At 32.3% G+C, this 22,002-nt stretch carries 24 protein-coding genes; 17 read left to right on the forward strand and 7 right to left on the reverse strand.

Translation table 11 applies throughout. The features are described from left to right. Nucleotides 1-26: 26 nt before the first annotated feature. Nucleotides 27-446, reverse strand: a complete 420-nt coding sequence (locus Q0770_RS00065) for a hypothetical protein (RefSeq protein ID WP_299112749.1) — start codon at nt 444-446, stop codon at nt 27-29. Nucleotides 447-528: 82 nt separating this feature from the next. Here Q0770_RS00065 and Q0770_RS00070 point away from each other — a divergent pair, with 82 nt between their 5' ends. Together Q0770_RS00070 and Q0770_RS00075 are read left to right on the forward strand one after the other, a co-directional pair. Then, nucleotides 529-879 (forward strand): ribose-5-phosphate isomerase, encoded by a 351-nt coding sequence (locus Q0770_RS00070; protein ID WP_299112751.1) that lies wholly within the window; start codon nt 529-531, stop codon nt 877-879. Nucleotides 880-932: 53 nt separating this feature from the next. Then, entirely contained in the window at nt 933-1,454 is a 522-nt protein-coding gene (locus tag Q0770_RS00075) for a GNAT family N-acetyltransferase (protein ID WP_299112753.1), read from the forward strand. 249 nt (nt 1,455-1,703) lie between these two features. Here Q0770_RS00075 and mazG read toward each other — a convergent pair whose 3' ends face one another. From mazG to ruvX, 4 genes are all read right to left on the reverse strand, one after another. Continuing rightward, nucleotides 1,704-2,477, reverse strand: coding sequence for a nucleoside triphosphate pyrophosphohydrolase (mazG, locus tag Q0770_RS00080; protein ID WP_299112754.1), 774 nt, complete (start codon nt 2,475-2,477; stop codon nt 1,704-1,706). 66 nt (nt 2,478-2,543) lie between these two features. Continuing rightward, nucleotides 2,544-2,969: a DUF5606 domain-containing protein gene (locus Q0770_RS00085; protein WP_299112756.1), complete on the reverse strand. Its 426-nt coding sequence runs from the start codon at nt 2,967-2,969 to the stop codon at nt 2,544-2,546. Between the two features lie 11 nt (nt 2,970-2,980). After that, nucleotides 2,981-3,571, reverse strand: coding sequence for a peptide deformylase (gene def, locus Q0770_RS00090; RefSeq protein ID WP_299112758.1), 591 nt, complete (start codon nt 3,569-3,571; stop codon nt 2,981-2,983). A gap of 76 nt (nt 3,572-3,647) precedes the next feature. Next, a complete protein-coding gene (gene ruvX, locus Q0770_RS00095; RefSeq protein ID WP_299112760.1) occupies nt 3,648-4,058 on the reverse strand; it encodes a Holliday junction resolvase RuvX in 411 nt (136 codons plus the stop codon). Between the two features lie 138 nt (nt 4,059-4,196). On the opposite strand from ruvX, the gene Q0770_RS00100 reads away from it, so the two are divergent. From Q0770_RS00100 to Q0770_RS00115, 4 genes are all read left to right on the forward strand, one after another. After that, nucleotides 4,197-5,012 carry a 2,3,4,5-tetrahydropyridine-2,6-dicarboxylate N-succinyltransferase gene (locus Q0770_RS00100; RefSeq protein ID WP_299112762.1) on the forward strand — a complete coding sequence of 272 codons (816 nt, stop codon included), beginning with the start codon at nt 4,197-4,199 and terminating at the stop codon, nt 5,010-5,012. Nucleotides 5,013-5,107: 95 nt separating this feature from the next. Next, nucleotides 5,108-6,166 carry a glycosyltransferase family 9 protein gene (locus tag Q0770_RS00105; protein ID WP_299112764.1) on the forward strand — a complete coding sequence of 353 codons (1,059 nt, stop codon included), beginning with the start codon at nt 5,108-5,110 and terminating at the stop codon, nt 6,164-6,166. Nucleotides 6,167-6,237: 71 nt separating this feature from the next. Further along, the gene (locus tag Q0770_RS00110) at nt 6,238-6,918 is read left to right on the forward strand and encodes a phosphocholine cytidylyltransferase family protein (RefSeq protein WP_299112766.1); all 681 of its coding nucleotides are present in this window, start codon (nt 6,238-6,240) and stop codon (nt 6,916-6,918) included. Then, nucleotides 6,918-7,955 (forward strand): CDP-glycerol glycerophosphotransferase family protein, encoded by a 1,038-nt coding sequence (locus Q0770_RS00115; protein ID WP_299112769.1) that lies wholly within the window; start codon nt 6,918-6,920, stop codon nt 7,953-7,955. The genes Q0770_RS00110 and Q0770_RS00115 overlap by 1 nt, the downstream gene beginning before the upstream one ends. A 29-nt stretch (nt 7,956-7,984) precedes the next feature. On the opposite strand, the gene Q0770_RS00120 is transcribed toward Q0770_RS00115, so the two are convergent. Continuing rightward, nucleotides 7,985-8,809, reverse strand: a complete 825-nt coding sequence (locus Q0770_RS00120; RefSeq protein WP_299112771.1) for a glycosyltransferase family 2 protein — start codon at nt 8,807-8,809, stop codon at nt 7,985-7,987. A 41-nt stretch (nt 8,810-8,850) separates the two neighbouring features. Between Q0770_RS00120 and Q0770_RS00125 the strand changes: the two genes are divergently transcribed. Continuing rightward, entirely contained in the window at nt 8,851-9,615 is a 765-nt protein-coding gene (locus tag Q0770_RS00125) for a glycosyltransferase family 2 protein (RefSeq protein ID WP_299112773.1), read from the forward strand. A 1-nt stretch (nt 9,616) separates the two neighbouring features. On the opposite strand, the gene Q0770_RS00130 is transcribed toward Q0770_RS00125, so the two are convergent. Further along, nucleotides 9,617-10,375: a Kdo domain containing protein gene (locus Q0770_RS00130; protein ID WP_299112775.1), complete on the reverse strand. Its 759-nt coding sequence runs from the start codon at nt 10,373-10,375 to the stop codon at nt 9,617-9,619. Between the two features lie 63 nt (nt 10,376-10,438). Here Q0770_RS00130 and Q0770_RS00135 point away from each other — a divergent pair, with 63 nt between their 5' ends. From Q0770_RS00135 to Q0770_RS00180, 10 genes are all read left to right on the forward strand, one after another. Then, on the forward strand, nt 10,439-11,527 hold the full coding sequence (locus Q0770_RS00135; RefSeq protein ID WP_299112777.1) for a glycosyltransferase family 1 protein: 1,089 nt from the start codon (nt 10,439-10,441) through the stop codon (nt 11,525-11,527). Between the two features lie 41 nt (nt 11,528-11,568). Next, nucleotides 11,569-12,408, forward strand: coding sequence for an FkbM family methyltransferase (locus tag Q0770_RS00140; RefSeq protein WP_299112779.1), 840 nt, complete (start codon nt 11,569-11,571; stop codon nt 12,406-12,408). Nucleotides 12,409-12,418: 10 nt separating this feature from the next. Beyond that, complete coding sequence (locus Q0770_RS00145; protein WP_299112781.1) at nt 12,419-13,090, forward strand: class I SAM-dependent methyltransferase; 672 nt, start codon at nt 12,419-12,421, stop codon at nt 13,088-13,090. A gap of 86 nt (nt 13,091-13,176) precedes the next feature. Next, nucleotides 13,177-14,592 carry a CCA tRNA nucleotidyltransferase gene (locus Q0770_RS00150; protein ID WP_299112783.1) on the forward strand — a complete coding sequence of 472 codons (1,416 nt, stop codon included), beginning with the start codon at nt 13,177-13,179 and terminating at the stop codon, nt 14,590-14,592. Nucleotides 14,593-14,637: 45 nt separating this feature from the next. Further along, nucleotides 14,638-15,090, forward strand: coding sequence for a GNAT family N-acetyltransferase (locus Q0770_RS00155; RefSeq protein ID WP_299112785.1), 453 nt, complete (start codon nt 14,638-14,640; stop codon nt 15,088-15,090). Between the two features lies 1 nt (nt 15,091). Next, nucleotides 15,092-16,132, forward strand: coding sequence for a heme A synthase (locus Q0770_RS00160; RefSeq protein ID WP_299112787.1), 1,041 nt, complete (start codon nt 15,092-15,094; stop codon nt 16,130-16,132). Nucleotides 16,133-16,165: 33 nt separating this feature from the next. Then, a complete protein-coding gene (locus tag Q0770_RS00165) occupies nt 16,166-16,681 on the forward strand; it encodes a hypothetical protein (RefSeq protein WP_299112789.1) in 516 nt (171 codons plus the stop codon). A gap of 125 nt (nt 16,682-16,806) precedes the next feature. After that, nucleotides 16,807-17,706, forward strand: coding sequence for an ABC transporter ATP-binding protein (locus tag Q0770_RS00170; protein WP_299112791.1), 900 nt, complete (start codon nt 16,807-16,809; stop codon nt 17,704-17,706). A 54-nt stretch (nt 17,707-17,760) separates the two neighbouring features. Beyond that, nucleotides 17,761-18,585: an ABC transporter permease gene (locus Q0770_RS00175; protein ID WP_299112793.1), complete on the forward strand. Its 825-nt coding sequence runs from the start codon at nt 17,761-17,763 to the stop codon at nt 18,583-18,585. Between the two features lie 27 nt (nt 18,586-18,612). Next, complete coding sequence (locus tag Q0770_RS00180) at nt 18,613-21,978, forward strand: T9SS type B sorting domain-containing protein (RefSeq protein ID WP_299112796.1); 3,366 nt, start codon at nt 18,613-18,615, stop codon at nt 21,976-21,978. The last annotated feature ends 24 nt before the right edge of the window (nt 21,979-22,002 follow it).

A 22,002-nucleotide genomic window follows, 5' to 3' on the forward strand; every position in this document is an offset into this window, starting at 1 on the left:
GTATTAAGCACCTAAAAATCAATTAACTACTCTGTACAATTACAAGTATAATCGCCCGTAATTTTTGCTACCATAAATTTACGTTCCTTATCAGCTTCCTTTTTTGTCTCTCTAGACACCTTTGTTGATGTTTTTGTAATAGTAGCGATGCACCGCTTACTAGCTCCACATTTACTACTTAGTTTACAATGTGCATTTGCATTCTTTTCTAAATCGCTATAAGCAATTTCTATAGCCTTATCTCTTGCTTGGTCTTCACTATAATTACCTATTGTGCCACCTATCTCGGCTTTGCCTTCTCCATTAGTATCTCCGCCTACAAAGCAACTTTCTTTTTTAGTATTTTTATCAGCAACTTGTTCTTTAGTTTCCTTGGGTATATCACAAGACATAGTGACTAATACTACTAAAAATAATATGCCAAATGTTTTTTTAAAATGTTTCATCTTTATAAAATATTTTGGTTAATATTAACCTTTAATGTACAAAAAAAGAGTAAAATAACTGCTCACAATAACGTGATAAATAATGCCTAAAGTACAGTATAGAGTATATGTTATAGAGTTATCTAAACGGGTATTTACTGAAAACTCAAGGTTTAGGGCAGCAAATCCGCAATTTAATGGCGTTTTACAATGTTTATATGTTGGTATGACAAGTAAAACTCCCAAAGAAAGATTTTTGCAACATAAAACAGGATATAGAAATAAGAAAGGCTATAAGCTTTCCTCAAATATCGTCGAGAAATATGGGTTGTATTTAAGACCTAGTCTATACAATCATATTGTCCCATTACCAACTAGGGCTGAAGCGCTTAAAATGGAAGAAAGACTTGCCATAGAATTAAGAAGACAACGCTATGCAGTATGGTATAATTAGCTATAAATATAAACCTACCTAGTATAGTCCAACAAAAATTGAAAAAATAAATGATGGAAAATAATTTTCCTATAATAAAAACTAATCGACTTCTACTACGCGAAATAATAGATACTGACCTTGAAAACATCTTCAATGGATTATCGAATCCCAATGTTATTAAGCATTACGGTATTAGTTTTGACACTATAGACGCTACAAAAGAACAAATAACTTGGTTTGCAGATAATAAACAACTATGGTGGGCTATTTGTGCTTTAGACAACCAAACATTTTATGGAGCTGGTGGACTAAATGATATTAACCCTAAAGAAAATAAAGCAGAAATTGGGCTTTGGTTGCTTCCTGAATTTTGGGGAAAAGAAATCATGAAAGAAGTCTTACCATTAATTACTAATTACGGATTTGAACAACTAAAACTAAACCGAATTGAAGGTTTTGTAGAGACAGATAATATTAATTGCCAAAAAGCAATGTCTAAACTTGATTTTGAATATGAAAAAACAATTAAAGATTTTGAAATAAAGAATGGAAAACCAATAAGTGTTGATGTATATGCTAAAACAAATCAATAAGAAAAAGCATTTTACGCATTAATATATAAACACAATTATAGTTATAATCATATCATTAGAATAACTCATAAAATCTCAAAACCCACTTGCTCTCACAAGTGGGTTTTGCCCTAACTAAACTAAATTAACCTTAATTACAACCGCTAAATAATAATTAAGATTCTACAAAGAAGAAATCTCTTTTGAGAGTTTCTATTATAGTTACGGCTAAGATTTTTATTTGGATTTTTAAAGTGTAGACTTTAACACTTATAATTTTTTGGCCTCTTCCCAGAACACATCCATTTCGGATAAAGTCATGTCTTTTAAAGGCTTTTCGAGTTGTTTAGATTTCTCTTCTAAATACTGAAAACGCTTTATAAACTTTTTATTGGTGCGTTCTAGAGCATTTTCTGGATTTACTTTAAGAAAGCGTGCATAATTAACCATAGAGAATAAAACATCTCCAAATTCACTCTCTATACGGTCGGTATTTCCTGCTAAGATTTCTGCCTTAAGTTCAGCTAGTTCCTCTTCTACTTTTTCAAAAACTTGCTCTGGTTTTTCCCAATCAAAACCTACACCAGCTACTTTGTCTTGAATACGATTAGCCTTTACCATCGAAGGTAAACTTTTTGGAACGCCTTCAAGAACACTCTTTTTACCTTCTTTAAGTTTTAACTGTTCCCAATTGCGTTTTACATCTTCTTCATCATTGACCTCAACATCGCCATAAATATGTGGGTGTCTATCTATTAACTTATCACATATACTGTTACACACATCTGCAATATCGAAATCTTTGGTTTCACTACCAATTTTAGAATAGAACACAATGTGCAAAAGCACATCGCCCAATTCTTTTTTCACCTCATCTAAATCGTTATCTAAAATAGCATCACCAAGTTCGTAAACTTCCTCTATGGTTAAATGACGTAAGGATTCCATCGTTTGTTTTTTATCCCACGGACATTGCTCACGCAACTCATCCATTATGGTTAACAAACGGTCAAAGGCTTTTAATTGGGTAGTTCTTTCAGACATAAATCAGTAATAATTTACGGTCTAAATTACCACAATTTTGAATAATAAAATGATGTTGAAATAGATTTATTCTTCTTCAGAAACATCAGCAGTTTCTTCTTCTTCAAGTGTGCTTAACAAATCATTCTTTTGAAGAATATTATACCACTGTACTACTTTTTTAATATCAGAAGCATAAACACGATCTTCGTCATAATCAGATAAAATATCAAAGAAAAACTCTTCTAATTCATCTTTACTTGCCTTATGACTAATATCTGTTTGCTCACCATTGTATTTTGTTTTAATAGACGTTAAAACATTACGTAATGGCACTTCTTCTGTAAGCGTGTATATAGCAATCTCACTAAGAATACTAATATTACTGTGTGCACCAACTGTGACACGTTTTTTATCTATTAAAGACTCAACTACTGCTCCTGTGCGTGTTTGTGTTACGATTTGGTATAATCCTGGTTTTCCAGAAATCGATAAAATTTTATCTAAACTCATGTGTATATTTTTTAGCGTTTTCTGCTCATTGCAGGAAAGCGCATTCTGTAATCTACTCTAATTTTACCTTTAGAAATGTTAAGTAACTTTCCTTTTAGTAAACGTTTTTTAAACGATGATAGTTTGTCTGTAAACAAAACACCTTCAATATGATCGTACTCATGCTGAATAACTCTCGCTATTAAACCATCATACTCCTCAACATGTGTATTAAAATCTTCGTCTTGGTATTGTATTTTAATATTTGGTTGCCTAAATACATCTTCCCTAACATCTGGAATACTTAAACACCCTTCGTTAAACGCCCATTCATCTCCTTCTTCTTCAAGAATTATAGGGTTTATAAATGTTTTCTTAAACGATTTTAATTGTGCAGCTTCCTCTTTAGAAAAACTTTCGTCTTCTGCAAAAGGCTCTGTATCTACCAAAAACATACGTATAGCCAAACCAATTTGCGGTGCTGCTAAACCTACGCCAAAAGCTCCATACATAGTCTCGTACATATTGGCAATAAGTTCCTCAAGCTTTGGATAATCTTTATCGATTTCCACAGCCTTTTTCTTTAAAACTGGATCGCCATATGCAACTATTGGTAAAATCATGATTTTAATTTTTACGGAGGCAAAAATACAATTCTTAATGTATTTTTAAAGGTGTTTTATAATAATTGTAACGCTACTATAACGAAGACATATAACTCTGAAGGATAAGCGTGGCACTTATCTCATCAACTAAAGCTTTATTTCGACGTTGTTTTTTGCTCAAACCACCATCTATCATTGTCTGAAACGCCATCTTAGATGTAAAACGCTCATCTACTCTTACGATAGGAATATTTGAAATTTGATTTTGGAGTTTTACCAAAAACTTCTGAATATAAACTTCGCTTTCAGAATTTGTGTTATCCATCTGTTTGGGTAAGCCGACTACAATTTTATCCACAGTTTCTTTAGAAACATAATCTTTCAGAAAAAGAATCAACTCCTTAGTATCAACAGTCGTTAAACCAGATGCAATAATCTGTAACTCGTCGGTAACTGCAATTCCTGTACGCTTTGTTCCGTAATCTATAGCTAAAAGTCTTCCCATATTTGCCGCAAAGATAGTTAGAATATAAAGATTTATAATGTTGACTATTTTACACTTTTATAAATACTCACAAATTTTTCGAAATAGTTTCATAGATTTTTTTGAGGCTCTTATCTTTGAACTCTAATTTACATGACCATGAAAGACATACAATCTATTATAGAAAAGGCTTGGAACGACCGTTCGCAATTACAAAATCTAGAAACTACAGATGCTATAAGAAAAGTAATAAATCTTATTGATAGCGGAGAACTCAGAGTTGCTGAACCAACTAACGATGGTTGGCAGGTTAACGAATGGGTAAAAAAGGCTGTAGTGCTATATTTCCCAATTCAAAAAATGGAAACTCTAGAAGCTGGTATTTTTGAATACCACGATAAGATGCCACTAAAAACAGGTTACGCAGAAAAAGGCATTAGAGTTGTGCCAAATGCGGTAGCTCGACATGGTGCATATATCTCAAAAGGTGTGATTATGATGCCAAGTTATGTAAATATTGGTGCATACGTTGACGAAGGTACAATGGTAGATACTTGGGCAACTGTTGGAAGCTGCGCACAGATTGGTAAAAATGTTCACCTTTCTGGTGGTGTTGGTATTGGTGGGGTTTTAGAACCATTGCAAGCGGCTCCTGTTATTATTGAAGATGGTGCTTTTATAGGTTCAAGATGTATTGTGGTTGAAGGTGTACGTGTAGAAAAAGAAGCTGTTCTTGGTGCAAATGTGGTACTCACTATGAGTACAAAAATTATCGATGTTACTGGTGACGAACCTGTTGAAATGAAAGGTCGTGTACCTGCGCGTTCTGTTGTTATTCCTGGAAGTTATACCAAAACATTTAGTGCTGGAGAATTCCAAGTGCCTTGTGCATTAATCATAGGAAAGCGAAAAGAAAGTACTGATAAGAAGACGTCTTTAAACGATGCACTTCGCGAATACGATGTTGCTGTTTAAGAGCTTCTGTTTCTAAAATAAACAAACAGAAATACCAAAACCCTTAAAGTTCATTCTTTTTGGAATTTGGTTTTTTTTAGTTGTAATTTGCCCTAATGAAGGTATTGATTATTCAGCAAAAAATGATAGGAGACGTCTTAACGTCAAGCATTCTATTTGAAGCTATTAAAGTTAAATATCCTAATGCAGAATTACATTACCTCATTAATTTCCACACCCACCCTGTTGTAGAAGGTAATCCATATATAGATAAATTTCAGTTTTTCACTCCAGAACACGAGAAAAGTAAACTAAAATTACTCTCTTTTGCAAAACAAATAAAAAAAGAAAAGTATGATGTTGTAATTGATGTCTATGGAAAGATTAGTAGTATTATCATAAGTTACTTCTCAAAAGCTCCAGTCCGTATCTCATATTATAAAAATTATTCTTCCTTTTTCTATACAAAGACATTAAAAAGAAAAACTGAATCTCAGCATGGCGCTAGTCTTGCTATTGAAAATAGAATTCGCTTATTAGAATTTATAGACATAAATTTCAACCATCTATTAGCCAAGATTTATCTTAATACCGATGAAATTAATAATTCAAAAAAATACCTAATAAATAATGGTTTAGACTTGGACAACCCTATTTATATGATTAGTGTTTTGGGAAGTAGTCCAAAAAAAACATACCCGTTTTCTTATATGGCATCTGTAATAGATACAATTGTTGAAGAAAATAAAAACTCACAAATCTTATTTAACTATATCCCAAAGCAAGAAAAGGACGCCAGAGCAATCTTAGATTTATGCAATGAAAAAACAAAAGCAAATATTCATTTTAGCGTTTTTGGTAAGAGCTTGAGAGAATTTTTAGCAATAACAGTACATTGCACCGCATTAATTGGTAATGAAGGCGGCGCAATCAATATGGCAAAAGCATTAGAGATTCCAACTTTTACAATGTTTAATCCTGCGCTAAACAAACAAAATTGGTTTGGTCAATCTGAAACTAAATCTCATGTTGCTGTTCATTTAAGTGATTATATCGACTTATCTACTCATGGCAACAAAACAAAAAAGGCAGACATTGAGGATATGTATAAAAAATTTAAACCCGATTATTTTAAGTCAGAATTAATAAAATTCTTAAGAAACAGAAAAAAGTAAAATCTATATTTTATAATACCTAAATTTGCGTTTTCAAAAAACTTTATCCTTTTTAAACAAACAACAAAACAATGAAAATTATAATTCTTGCAGCTGGTATTGGTTCTCGTCTTGGCAATCCCTTTCCTAAGCCACTTACGCCATTGAAAAATGGAAAAAGCATTATGAAGATGCAAACCGATAATATTGCTTCTCGTTACGACATAGACGATATTAACGTTGTTGTTGGTTTTAAAAAAGACCTAATCATGGAACGCTTTCCTGAGCTTACATATGTCTATAACCCATTTTTTGATAGAACAAATACCTCTAAAAGTTTACTCCAAGCTCTGAAAAAACACAAGGATAAATCTGTACTCTGGTTCAATGGCGATGTTGTTTTTGATGAAAGGCTTCTTGATATTTTAGACCCTTATATTAAAAAGAATGAATCTTTTGTTGCCGTAAATACTAGTAAAGTAGCAGAAGAGGAAGTAAAATATACGCTTAAAAATGGCTATATCGATAAACTATCTAAAACAGTAAAAAATGGTCTAGGTGAAGCAGTAGGTATTAACTTTATTTCATCAAAAGATATCAAAATTTTCATTAGACATTTAGAAGCATGTGATGCAAATGATTATTTTGAGCGTGGTTTAGAAACTGGTATCGGAAATGATGGCTTAAAAATACAAGCTGTCGACATCTCTCAATATAACTGTATGGAGATAGATTTTTTAGAAGATTTAGAAAATGTAAATAATATGCTTTAATGAGAACCATTCTTTTTTGTCAAAACAATTATGCTTTTGGGATTTTAGAACCTATTAAACAGGTTTTGGCAGAAAAAGGATATGACTACATTTGGTTTATTACAGATAAAATTAAAAAAGACTTTCCGTATACTTCTGATAATTACACATTAAAAATATCTGACCTAAAAGCATTTAATAGCGATGCCATTTTTGTTCCAGGTAATGAAGTGCCCCATTATTTACGAGGTCTAAAAGTTCAGGTTTTTCATGGCTTAGCAGGAGAAAAAAAAGGACATTTTAGAATTCGGCATTATTTTGATTTATACTTAACACAAGGCCCGTATTTCACAAATAGATTTAACGAGCTAAAAGAAGAGCATAAAAATTTTGATGTTATTGAAACCGGATGGCCAAAATTGGATATATACGGAAAAAACAAATCATTATACAACAAAGAAAAAATAGAATTACTTGAAGCGTCAGGCGCAAAAAAAATAATACTATACGCTCCTACTTTTTCTCCAAAACTTACTTCTGCTCCATTTTTAATAGAACCATTGAAAGAGGTTTTAAAAAATCCTAATTATTTAGTATTAATAAAATTTCATCCACTCATGGATGAGAATTGGATAAGAGAATATAAAACATTTGCAGCAGCAAGTAAAAAAGTGATAGTTAGTGAAGAAAAAAATATAATTAAGTTTTTATTAATGGCTGATGTACTAGTAAGTGATACATCTTCTGTAATATATGAGTTTCTTTTGTTAGACAAACCTGTCATAACATTTAAAAATATTTCTGAAAAAATTTACTGGAATAATGTTGATGATTATAAACAACTAAACGCATTAATTGAACACAATCTAAACGAAGATTCTTTTGCCAATCAACGTCAAACCATTTATAATGAGTTTCATCCCTATAATGATGGGAAATCTGCCTTAAGAATGGTTGAAGCTGTTGAAAATTATATAAAAATTAATGGGATACCTAAAAGAAGAAAAATTTCTTTTTTAAGACGTATGAAGATAAATTCTATTTTTGGGAAGGCTTAAAGAATCTTTTTAAATTTATCTCAATTTTACTAGTTTTTACTTATACCAAATTCTGTAAATCTAGATTTTGTTTTTTTCGTTTCCTTACGTATAGTCTTATTTTCCAGCAATGTTTTTTCATTTTTATATGGTCTATCATGATATAAATGCAAACAAATAGCACTATATCTAATCTGAAGAAACTTCACCCCATTATTCATCATACGCTCACCAACTTCTCTATCCTCTCCTCCATATTTCATTCGCTCATCAAAACCATTTACAGCTATGATATCAGATTTATAACAAGAAACATTCATACCATCAAAAGTGGCCTTGGTTGGAGTTATGGTATTTAAAAATCTAGACTTAAAATCAGATGTTGTAAGCTTATTGAGTTTAAATGTTTTTGGTTGTCCGTTTTCTAAAAGCCAATCCACATCAAAGCATTTTTGATTTTCAATTACATATTTATCAATCAATCCAGATACTTTTTCCGTAAGCTTAAAATAACCTCCAGAAAGTGCACATGAAGGTTTTTGGAGTTTTAGATGTGTTTTTACAAAGTCTTGTCTAGCTATACAATCTCCATCAGTAAAAATGAGATATCTCGAATCAGAAACAAGAATAGCTTTATTTAGTATTTCTGTTTTTCTAAAACCATCATCTTCCTGCCATACATGTACAACTTTTAAGTCTGTTTTGTTTTTAAAATCTTCAATAACAGTTTTAGTGTTATTATCAGAGCCATCATCGGCTATAATAATTTCAAAACATTTTGCAGACTGTAAATGGTAACTATATAGTACTAACCTTAACCATTCTGGCTGATTGTATGTACTTATAATTACGGATGCTTTTAATTCTTGCGACATGAAGCAAAAATACTACTTTTACAACATAGATATTTTAAAGGATGATAAAACTATCTGGAGTCATAATTACATATAATGAGGAACGCAATATCGAAAACTGTTTGCGGTCTTTGATAGATGTTGTTGACGAAATAGTGGTTGTTGACTCTTTTTCTACTGATGACACAAAAACTATCTGCCAAAAATTTGATGTAAAGTTTATAGAGCAAAAATTTTTAGGTTATGTAGAACAAAAAAACTTTGCTCTAAGTCAAGCCTCTAATGATTATATCGTTTCTCTTGACGGCGACGAATCCTTATCCAAAGAACTTCAAAAATCGATTGTAGCTTTAAAAAATAATTGGAAATACGATGGTTATTACAGCAATAGGTTCAATAATTTTTGTGGTCAATGGATAAAACACTCTGATTGGTATCCTAATAGAAAACTTCGTGTTTTTGACAGACGCAAAGCCTCGTGGAAAGGTATAAATCCGCATGACAATATAGTGCTTAATGACAATAGTTCTCCTACTAGACAACTAAAAGGCGATATTCTACATATAACTTATCAATCGTATTCAGAATTCAATAAAAAGACAGAATACTTCTCTACTATTGCATCAAAAGCTTATTATAAAGAAGGTAAAACATCTAATTTTTTTAAAATACTCTTTAACCCAACTTGGGCTTTCTTTAAAGCCTATTTTCTAAGATTAGGTTTTCTAGATGGTTTAAATGGATTTATAATTTGTGTCCAGACTGCAAATATTACTTTTTTAAAGTACAGTAAGCTTTATGAGCTTCAGAAAAAGAATAAAGCCTAATTTAGTTTTTCCAGAATTTAAGCTTCTTTTTTAATCGCTTTTTTCGGTGGTAACGTTCTTGAAAGTCTTGAGTTTCCTTCCACATAGCATTAAACACTTTGGTCTCTTCTTCTCCAGAAACTTTAGCATATTCATTACTCATCACTTTAATCATAGATTCGTGAATCGTAAGTTTTGAGAGATTCTTCATTCGGGTTTTAAAATCCATTTTACCAAACTTCATGCGATTTAAATCCACCAAATAAAATTTATAATTGCCATTATTTAACTCAATAAGAGTATTACCTGGAGAATGGTCTAAAAAATTAATTCCTTTTTGATGCAATTGATAAGAAAATCTAGTAAATGCCCTAAGTATAACGTCATGATTCGGATAATTTAAATCTGTAGTTAATTCTCGATAGGTCAAATCTGCTTGCAAATGAGCACTAGCATAATAACTATCCTCAAAAGATAGTATACCTGTATTCTCAAAGTAACCAAAAGGTTTTGGCGTACCAATATCATTGCTTTCTAGATACTGTGCGTATTCAAAAGAACGCTGAGCTTTTGATTTTCTAAAAAAACGATATACAAGTTTATTAACAAGGTTAGGTGTTCTAAAGGACTTTACATTAACTGTAACACCATCAATAGCCTTGGTTTTAATAACATTACGGTCGCCATCATTAAACATATCGCCTTCACTTTTAAAATTAATTATAAAATCTAAAAGTTGGTCGTTAAATGTTTTATTGTCTAATGCAAAGACTTTTTTCATGCTGCGAAATTACAATTATTGAACAAAAAACAATTAGTTCTATTTTTTTTATTTCTTTGCAACATGTCCAAAAAACCACAAGTCTTCCTAGAATCTCATAACATCAAAAACTTAAATTTTGGTTTTGGTCAGTTTAACTATCATTTGATTAAAGGTATCGCTGCTTTAAATACTGAAGATTTAGACATTACACTAAATGCAAAAGATACTCAAAAACTAAAATCAGAATTCGGAAATAATTTTAAATACCGAACTTATAAATCACTGAGTAGATATCCACTATTTAGGATTAAGAAAAAATACGATTTATGGCATTCTTTAAATCAAAATATAAAAGTTGAGCCTTTTTTTGATATTCCTTATGTTTTAACTGTACATGATGTAAATTTTGTTGATGAAGTTTCAAATGACATGTCGCATAAACGTAACGTGAGATTTCAAGAGAAACTAAATAGATGCCACGCTATTACATATATTTCTGACTATGCTAAAACATCAACACATAACTATTTTAAAATCCCCAATGTACCAGAGTTTGTGATATATAATGGAAATCCTATTACAGAAGTAGATATTCCTGATGGCTATATTCCAGAAGTAAATACTAAAAGACCTTTTTTCTATTTTATAGGTGAATTTTCTGAACGAAAAAACATTCATACTTTGATTGAAATGTTAGCTCATTTACCTGATTTTGACCTTGTTTTATCTGGCAAAAACAAAACTGAATATGGTGAAACAAAACTTGCTAAAACCATATCACATCTAAAACTCGAACATCGTGTACTCATCACAGGAAAAGTTTCTGATACGGACAAGCAGTATTACCTAAAAAATTGTACTGCTTTTGTGTTTCCTTCTCTAAGAGAAGGTTTTGGTATTCCTCCTATTGAAGCTATGCGTTTTGGTAAACCCGTTTTTATGTCAAACAACACATCTTTACCAGAAATTGGAAGTAACCATGCTTTTTATTGGGATAATTACAACCCTGATTATATGGCAACAATTGTTAAAGAAGGTCTTGATAAATATGATAAAAATAAAACTGAACTTTCTAAAGCCTATGCAGCACATGCCAAAAGTTTTGACTGGAAAAAAGCAGCTTCCGAATATTTAGAAGTATACAGGACTGTTCTAAAGAATAATCAATAAAAAGATTAATTTTATACCCTGATTAAATCAACCAGCACTCCATGAGTAAACTAAAATATTTTTTCAAAAATCTTAAATCTCAGAAACGTAAAAAAATCTTTGGTGAGCATGCCAAAGGTATTATTTACGAATCTCAAAACGGAGTAATAGCTTTACCCATTGAAGATATAACTATTGGTAAAAGCCTAGGTTTTAAAGGGCATTGGGATATTAACGAGGCTAATAAAATTAAAGATAAGTGCTCGGAAGATGATATCGTTTATGTCATTGGAACTCATGTTGGTACACTTTTAATTCCCTTGGCAAAAAAAGTAAAACAAATTATAGGTTATGAGGCCAATGAAAATACACATTGGTATGCTGAGAAAAATCTAGATTTAAATGATACAAAAAACGTTACCATATACAACTACGCTGTGGGTAATGAAAATAAAGAAGTTGAATTTTATCAAAGTACTGTAAATACGGGCGGAAGTAAAATAAAGCCCATAAAAGAAGCCGCTCAATACACTTATGACAATCCAAAAACTGTAAAAGTAGATATGGTTGTTCTAGATGAGCACATCAAACAACAAAATCTTCCTGAACCAACTGGTTTTATAATGGATATTGAAGGCGCTGAGTATTTTGCACTACAAGGTATGCAAGAGAGCTTAAAAAAGGTGAAATTCTTATATGTTGAATATGTACCTCATCATTTAGAAAATGTTTCAAACGTATCAAAAGAGGTATTTATGGAGTTGATTTTACCACATTTTAAAACAGCGTCATTTATAAAACGAAATAAGACATTTTCTTTAGAAAATGAATCAAATGAATTTTTTGACTACTTAAACGAATTACAGCTAAACGATAAGGCTGAAGACATTTTATTCGAATAAAAACATAACCATGATTTTATATTACATTCTTGGAGCTCTTGCTCTTGCATTACTCATCCATTTTGGCATTAAATTTTCGAAGCATAAATCCTTATATCCATTTATGCCTTTTAAATACAACTTTAGAAGACGACGAAACACATTTAAAAAAACCTTAGAGCTTTTAGATAAAAGAAAATCTAAAATTATTGTCGAAACTGGGACATCACGTAAAGGCCTTGAAGCTACTCGTGGTGATGGTGCCGCGACCATAGTTTTTGGAAAATGGGCAAAGCAAAATGATGCTAAAATGTACTCTGTAGATATTAGTGAAGATTCCGTAAAAGGGTCGCAATATGCAGTTACTGAACAAGGTTTGGATAAAAATGTTTCTGTTTTACTACAAGATGCACTTGTTTTTTTAGCAGAGTTTGACCAAAAAATAGATTTGCTTTATTTAGATAGTTATGACTATTCTAGAACAGATGTAGAAATCCAACAAAAAAGTCAAGAACATCACTTAAAAGAATTTCAACTTGCAGAAGATAAACTTCATGAGCAAACTATTGTCCTTATTGACGATTGCGGCTTACCTGGCGGTGGAAAAGGCAAACTTGTTGTGGAGTATATGATAGAAAAAGGTTGGGAAGTTTTAATTGACACTTATCAAATTCTATTGATAAAAAAAGGTACCTCGGTTTAGTATTTTCTTATATGCACAATTAGGGTCTTCATTTACTATGTTGTAAATTTGCATCTTAAAAATCGAAGTCTATTTTATTCGATAAAATGAAGTACAAAAACGCACTACAACATCCTGTTTTTAAAACTATTTCGCAATCAGCAGATGCTTTAGGAGTTGATGCTTATGTGATTGGTGGTTTTGTACGTGATTATTTCTTAGAACGTGGTAATGCAAAAGATATAGACGTTGTTGCAATAGGTAGCGGTATTGAGTTGGCACAACACGTGGCTAATAACTTACCTAGCACTCCAAAAGTTCAGATTTTTAAAACCTACGGCACTGCTATGCTTAGGCATGATGATATTGAAATAGAATTTGTTGGTGCCCGTAAAGAGAGTTATACAGAAAACAGTAGAAATCCTATTGTAGAAAATGGCTCTCTAGAAGATGACCAAAACCGTCGAGATTTTACAATAAATGCCTTGGCATTAGCCATAAACAAAAATAATTTTGGTGAACTTCTTGACCCTTTTAATGGTATTAATGATTTGGATAAAGGCTTAATAAGAACGCCTCTAAATCCAGACATCACTTACTCTGATGACCCATTACGTATGATGCGCGCCATCCGTTTTGCTACGCAACTTAATTTTAAAATTGAAGATACCTCATTAAATGCCATTTCAAAAAACAAGGAGCGCATAACTATTATTACCAAAGAACGTATCGTGACAGAATTGCATAAAATTCTGGAGAGTGATACGCCATCTATTGGATTTATACATTTAGAAAAAACTGGCCTTTTAGACTTTATAATGCCTGAGCTTACAGCACTAAAAGGCATAGACGAGAAAGAAGGACAACGCCATAAAGACAATTTCTATCACACTTTAGAAGTTGTAGATAATATTTGCAAAACTACGGACAATCTTTGGTTACGATGGGCGGCTTTATTACATGATATTGGTAAAGCACCAACTAAACGCTTCCATAAAAAAATTGGATGGACCTTCCATGGTCACGAATTTGTGGGCTCAAAAATGGTATACAAGCTTTTCAAAAGATTAAAAATGCCATTGAATGATAAGATGAAGTTTGTTCAGAAAATGGTCTTTATGAGTTCTCGCCCAATTGTTTTGGCCTCAGAAGTAACAGATTCTGCCGTACGCCGTTTGGTGTTTGATGCTGGTGATAATGTTGAGGACTTAATGACTTTGTGCGAAGCAGATATCACAACAAAGAACCCAAAAAAATTCAATAAATATCATAACAATTTTAAAATTGTAAGAGATAAAATAATTGAAGTTGAGGAACGAGATCATGTACGTAATTTTCAACCGCCAGTTACTGGTGAGGAGATTATGAAAACCTTCAACTTAAAACCTTCAAAAGAGATTGGCATTATTAAAGAAGCCATTAAAGAAGCCATCCTTGAAGGTGATATACCAAACGAACACGATGCTGCGTTTGAGCTTATGTTAGAAAAAGGAAAAGCGTTAGGGTTGACGATTGTCGATTGACGATTGACGATTGACGATTGACGATTGACGAATTAATAAGTTATAATGTTTAAACTCATCAGAACCACTTCAGAAAACAAAGACTTTATCAATTTGGTGAAAGATTTAGATGCCTATTTGAAGATTACTGACGGCGATGAGCATGATTTTTATAATCAATTTAACTCTGTAGAAAGCTTAAGTAATGTTGTTGTACTTTATAATGATAAAACACCTGTTGGTTGTGGCGCTTTTAAAAAGTTTGATGACACCTCTGTTGAAATAAAGCGTATGTATGTCAATCCTGACACTAGAGAAAAAGGTTTAGGAAAACAAATTCTTAATGACTTAGAAGATTGGGCCAAAGAAATAGGTTATACATCATGTATTTTAGAAACAGGGAAACGTCAAATAGAAGCTGTTAAGTTTTATAAAAAATGCCATTATACTTCCATACCAAAATATGGTCAATACAAAGACATGGATAATAGTGTTTGCTTTAAAAAGGAATTAATATAATATGAAACAAAGATTCAGAAAAACTGCTAAAGTTGCACTAGTATTAGTTTATCTAGTTATTATTGCCGGTGCTGTTGTACGTATGACAGGTTCTGGAATGGGCTGCCCCGATTGGCCTAAATGTTTTGGGTATTATATTCCTCCAACCGATATTTCTGAACTTCAGTTTAAGCCTAATCACGATTATAAAAAAGGTGTTGTTATTATCATAAATGAAGAATTACAAGTCGCTTCAAAAGACTTTACCTCTTCAAATGAAAGAAATGTCTCTAATTGGAAACCCTATACAGAGCATGATTACGCAATATTTAATCCACTTCATACTTGGGTAGAATATATTAACAGGCTTTTTGGTGCACTTTCAGGATTACCAATTTTAATTTTCACAATCATGTCTATTTGGCTATGGAGAGACAAAAAACGATTCTTATTACTATCTGTTTTTACAGTTATAGGGATGGGTTTTCAGGCTTGGCTTGGTAAGACCGTTGTCGATTCTAATTTAGCGCCATATAAGATTACCATTCATATGGTTATGGCATTGGTTATTGTTGCTGTAATTCTGTATCTGATTTATACTTCTAAATCAACTTATAAAGACCAAAAGTTCGATTTAAAATTCAGAAATGTCCTTATTGTAGCCACTATATTAACGCTTGTTCAGATTATCATAGGAACGCAAGTACGTCAATTTGTAGATGTACAAAACAAGCTCAACGGCTATTTTAATTGGGATATACAAAGCTTAGCACCTCTAAACTTTTATATTCATCGTTCACTTTCAATCTTGGTATTGTTACTAAATGTTTGGTTGTTTTTCCGACATCGCAAACTTCGACTGGGCTATAACAAATACACACTTGTTTTAGTCTGTATTGCACTAGAAATAGTTACTGGTGTTGCTATGTATTATTTTAACTTTCCGTTTTCAACACAACCATTACATATTGTTATTGCTACAATATTAATCGGAATTCAGTTTTATATTATTTTAGAAAGTCATAATTCTCATCGTTTAAAAAGTATAGAAACTTCAGCTTAAATCGTATCTTTGCTTGCTGATTAAAATTATAACATGATTTACAGATTTAGAGTTATACTCGATAATGATACCGAAGAAGATATTTTCCGTGATTTAGAAATTCGCGAAAGTGATTCTATGGAAGACCTCCATAATATCATTACACAATCTTTTGGTTTTGATGGTATGGAAATGGCATCGTTTTATGTTAGTGATGAAGAGTGGAATCAAGGTGAAGAAATCGCGATGTTTGACGTTAGTGAAGGGCACAACAAAGTTAAAGTCATGAGTACCACAAAAATCAATGATTTAGTACACGAGGCTTCTACCCGATTAATTTATGTCTATGATTTTTTGAACATGTGGACCTTTTTTGTAGAGCTTGCTGAAATAGTTGAAGAAGCTGAAAGCACAGATTACCCAAATCTTATGTTTGTTCAAGGTCAAGTGCCTGACGAAGCACCTATTAAAAATTTTGAAGCAGACACAGAAAATGCTTTTAACGAGTTTGAAGATGACATTGATGTCGATGATTACAGCGATTTAGATTTTGATGAAAATTGGAATTAACCCATAGAATAATAGTACTTATACCCAAAAAGCATTTCTGATAGAAATGCTTTTTTTATTTTACATTGTAACAAAAAAATAATTGACTCGTCTTACTCTCATAAACCAATCAAAAACTAATCACTTTGGAGAATATCCTTACCATTAATAACCTAACTAAAAAGTTTGGTTATCTCACAGCAGTTAAAGATTTAAGCTTTACCATTCAAAAAGGTAATGTTTACGGTATTTTAGGACCTAACGGAAGCGGAAAATCTACAACATTAGGTATCGTACTTAATGTCGTCAACAAAACTAATGGCGATTTTCATTGGTTTGACGGCGATGTAAATACCCACGATGCACTTAAAAAGGTTGGCGCTATTATAGAACGCCCAAACTTTTATCCTTACATGACTGCAGAACAAAACTTAAAATTAGTCTGTAAAATTAAAGGTGTTGACACTAGTAAAGTTGAAGAAAAACTTGAAATTGTTGGGTTATTAGATAGAAAGAACAGTAAGTTTAAAACCTACTCTTTAGGTATGAAACAACGTTTGGCTATTGCTTCTGCATTACTTAACGACCCAGAAATTTTAATCTTGGACGAGCCAACAAATGGCTTAGACCCACAAGGTATACACCAAATACGACAAATTATAAAGGATATTGCTTCTGACGGCACAACTATACTTTTAGCGTCGCACTTATTAGACGAAGTAGAAAAGGTATGTTCTCATGTTGTTGTTTTACGCAAAGGTGAAAAACTATATTCTGGTCGTGTAGACGAGATGATAAATAGCCATGGCTTTTTTGAATTGAAAACCGAAAAGCAATCAGAATTAATCTCTATCCTAGAAGACCATAAGCTTTTTGATAAAATTAAAACTGAAGACGATTTAATTATTGCGTTTTTAACTGAACCCATGTCAGCATCGGATTTTAATACATTGATGTTTGAGAAAGGCATTGTGCTTTCGCATTTAGTAAAACGAAAAGAAAGCTTAGAAGAGCAATTCTTGCAATTGACAGACAACCTAAATTAACATCAATCAAACCATATATAATTCTTACAGAATTCATATAACCAATCAAAAAAAATGATACGACTCGTACAACTAGAATTACAAAAACTTTGGCTTAACAGAACAAGTAAGGTTCTTATCTTATTAGGCTTTATATTACCTTTTTTCGTATTACTACTCTCTTCTCTAAAAATTAACTTCTTTGGATTATTCGTTTTAGAATTGGGAGAATTAGGGATTTTCAACTTCCCAATCATCTGGCATATTACAACATATTTTGCTTCATTTGCTAAGTTCTTTTTTGCCATTGTTGTGGTGAGTATGATTGGTAATGAATACAGTAATAAAACCCTAAAACAAAACCTCATTGATGGATTAAGTAAAAAGGAATTTATACTCTCTAAATTTTATACAATTTTACTCTTTTCCATAGTAGCTACACTTTTAATAGGTATAACAACTTTTTGTATTGGATTATACTACTCAAGCTATACTGAAGCCAGTATTATTTTTAGAGAAGTAGAATTTTTATTCGCCTACTTTATGAAACTCTTAGGCTTTTTTAGTTTATGCTTATTCTTTGGAATGTGGTCTAAACGTTCAGCATTCGCTTTAGCTTTCTTAGTTTTACTTTGGATTATAGAATGGATAATTACTTTTATAATCATGTCACGTTCAAACTTTGAATCCGCATTAGAAGTTCAGAGTTATTTCCCTTTGGGTTCTATGTCTACTCTTATAGACCAACCTATTCAAAGAATAATGATGACTAAATTCCCGGACAAAATGGATATGGCTTATGACTATGCTGTTCATTTTAGTGAGGTAGCCATAGTTATGGGTTGGACGGCGCTTTTTATCTTTTTGTCTTACCGATTATTAAAAAAGAGAGATTTGTAATATATTTGATAGCTTTTGCTATGAAATATGAAAAAAATACTAATCTTAATAGTTTTTACAATACTAGGGGTATCAATTAATGCCCAACAAGAAGCTTCAAATTGGTATTTTGGAGATAATGCTGGTATCAGTTTTAACCAAGACGGTACAATCACCGCACTTAGTGATGGACAATTAAGTACTGATGAAGGCTGTACGAGTATCTCAGACGGAAGTGGTAACTTACTCTTTTACACCGATGGTATAACTGTCTATGACAGAAATAACAATGTTATGCAAGGAGGCACAGGTTTAAAAGGAAATCCATCTAGTACACAATCTGCACTTATTGTCCCTAAACCTCAAGATTCTGACACATATTATATATTCACTGTAGATACTGCATTTCAAAATAATCCAGATGAAGGGTTTCATTATTACGAGGTAAACATGCTTCTAAATGGTGGATTAGGAGGTGTAATTTCAGAGACCCAACTGCTCCAGAATAGTACAGAAAAAATTAGTGCCGTTCTAAAAGATTGTAATACGCAAAATATTTGGGTCATTACTTTATCTAATCCAAGCGGGACCCCTGTAGCACCAAATTCATTTACTTACAATACATTTCATGCATACGAAGTTACAGCTGCTGGAGTCAATACAACTGCCGTAACATCACCAACTGGGATATCGATAGACGAACAAAGAGGTTATCTTAAATTTTCTCCTAATGGAGAAAAGTTAGCGATGGCAAATATTGACGAAGGTTTATTTGTATACGATTTTGATGTGACTACGGGTATGGTAGAGGCTTCTCCAACATCTCCAACATCATTAAGTATTACCACAGTAAGTAACGGCGCTATTTTTTCGTATGGTTTAGAATTTTCACCAAACAGTGAATTATTGTATGTGTCATCGTATAATAATTTTTTTATACAACCAGCCAACAACCCAGCCAATAATAATCCTGTCAATCATTCTTCATCTTTGGTACAATTTGACTTAACGAATGCGAACATTCAAGGAAGTCAAATACTAATTGACCAAAGACAATCTTATCGCTCGGCATTACAAACTGGACCTGATGGTAGAATTTTTAGGACTACAAGTGCAACCTATAACATTGGGCTTCCATTTCTATCTGTTATTAATAACCCTAATGAGATTGGTTCTGCATGTGATTATCAACACGATGCTATTGCTTTATCAAATAACTCAAGACAAGGCTTACCGCCATTTATTGCTTCTTTCTTTGTAGATACCATTGATATCATAAATAACCCTAATATTACTACTACACTTTTGCCTCTTTGTGAAGGAGAATCTTATACACTAGTCGCTGACAATATTATGGGCGCTACTTATACTTGGTCATTTGATGGTATAGTACAACCTACACCACCTATACCCTATGAATATGAAGTTTTCCAAAATGGCTTATACGAAGTATTGATAGAGTTAAACAATGGTGATTGTGAAACCTTTGAAGGAGAAGCATTAGTTCAGTACTCACCTTTTCCTGAAGCGTATACGCCTCCAAAAATAGATGTATGCGATGATGATGGAAATGATGAGTTATATAGGTTTGACTTGACTCAACAAGATACTTTTGCACTTGGTGGTCAAGACCCAAACGACTTTACAGTACATTATTACACAAGTGAAATGGATGCTATTAATGACGAAAATGAAATTAATGGCCTTTATGAAAACACAACTAATCCAGAAGAAATTTTTGTTGGAGTTAAGAGCGTAACCAATAGAAATTGTTTTAAGACAACCGATGAAAATACAGGTTTGCCTATTAGCTTTTTTATAGAAGTCTTTAACACTCCTATCATATCTGACCTTAATAATATTACTAGTTGTGATACTGAAGGAGATACTACAGATGGTGTTATTACAACTATTTTGTCTAATCTTAATAATGATATATTAGGTGCAAATCAGTTAGCTTCAGGTTATACAATCACATATCATGGAAATTTCAATGATGCAGATAATGGTGTAGGTAATATCCCAAATAATTACCAAAACACGCCATTTAATGATGAAGTTTTTGTTCGAATGGTAAATAATAGTAACGCTAGCTGTGTAACTATTGATAGCTTTACAATAACTATTAATTTAACACCTGCAGTCAATGATATTGGTTTGTTTCAATGTGATGAAGATGGTATACCAGATGCTCGAACCGTTTTTAATATTTTAGAAAAAGAAGAAGATATCACAGGCGGAAATCCCAATTTTAGCACTTCCTACTATTTAAACATGACTGATGCCATGGCAGAGACAGACCCCATAGATGCTTCTAATTACACAAATATATCTTCACCGCAGATAATAATAGCTAGAGTTACTGATACTTCTTCAGATTGCTTTAGCTTTAGTGAAGTCACCTTAGAGGTAAGTGCTACCTCAGCAAATGATGCTTATTTAGGCATTTGTGATACTGACGATGATGAAGATGGATTTATAGGTTTTGATTTATCAATGGCAGATGCGCAAGTTTTAGATGGTTTACCTGCTGGGTTAGATTTAACCTATTACGAAACTTTGGATGATGCTTTATTAGAAGAAAATCCATTAGCAAACGATTATAGAAATACCACAGCTTTTAATCAAACGATATTTGTTAGAGTAGAAAACAATAATGATTGCTATGGCATTAATGAAGTTGAGTTAGAAGTATTAACGCTACCCAATGTTATTATAGAAGAAGAGACTTTATATTGTTTAAATATATTCCCAGAAAAAATAAAAATCAATGGTGGCGTTATTGATGATATTCCTAATAACTATTATTACAACTGGTCAACAGGAGAAACCACTATAGAAATTGAAGTTAATGAGCCTGGTGTTTATACAGTTACTGTTGCCAATGTTGCTGGGTGCTCAAAAGAGAGAACGGTTACCGTTTTAGCTTCTAATACTGCAACAATAGATAATATTGAAGTTACTGATACTTCAGAAAATAACTCCATAACCGTTTTAGTAACTGGTGAAGGCGATTACGAATATGCACTTGAAGATCCAAACGGAATCTATCAAGACAGTAATGTGTTTGAAAATGTCCTTCCGGGCATTTACTCGGTGTTTGTTAGAGACAAAAACGGCTGTGGCATTACTGAAGACATGGTTTCTGTTGTAGGCTTTCCTAAATTCTTTACACCTAATGGCGATAATCAGAACGATTTCTGGCAAGTCAAAGGCATATCATCACAATTTCAACCAGACACTGTTATCTATATTTTCGATAAATACGGTAAACTTGTTAGTGAGGTAAACCCTTTGGGCTCAGGTTGGGATGGTAATTATAATGGTAACCCTTTACCTAGTAGCGATTATTGGTTCTCAGTTACATTACAAGATGGTAGACGCTTCTCGAGTCACTTTGCTTTAAAACGATAAATTGATTATCTTTTGTAATCAATC

Origin of the sequence: uncultured Winogradskyella sp. (assembly GCF_947501905.1) — a bacterium.
In the GTDB taxonomy this organism is placed as follows: domain Bacteria; phylum Bacteroidota; class Bacteroidia; order Flavobacteriales; family Flavobacteriaceae; genus Winogradskyella.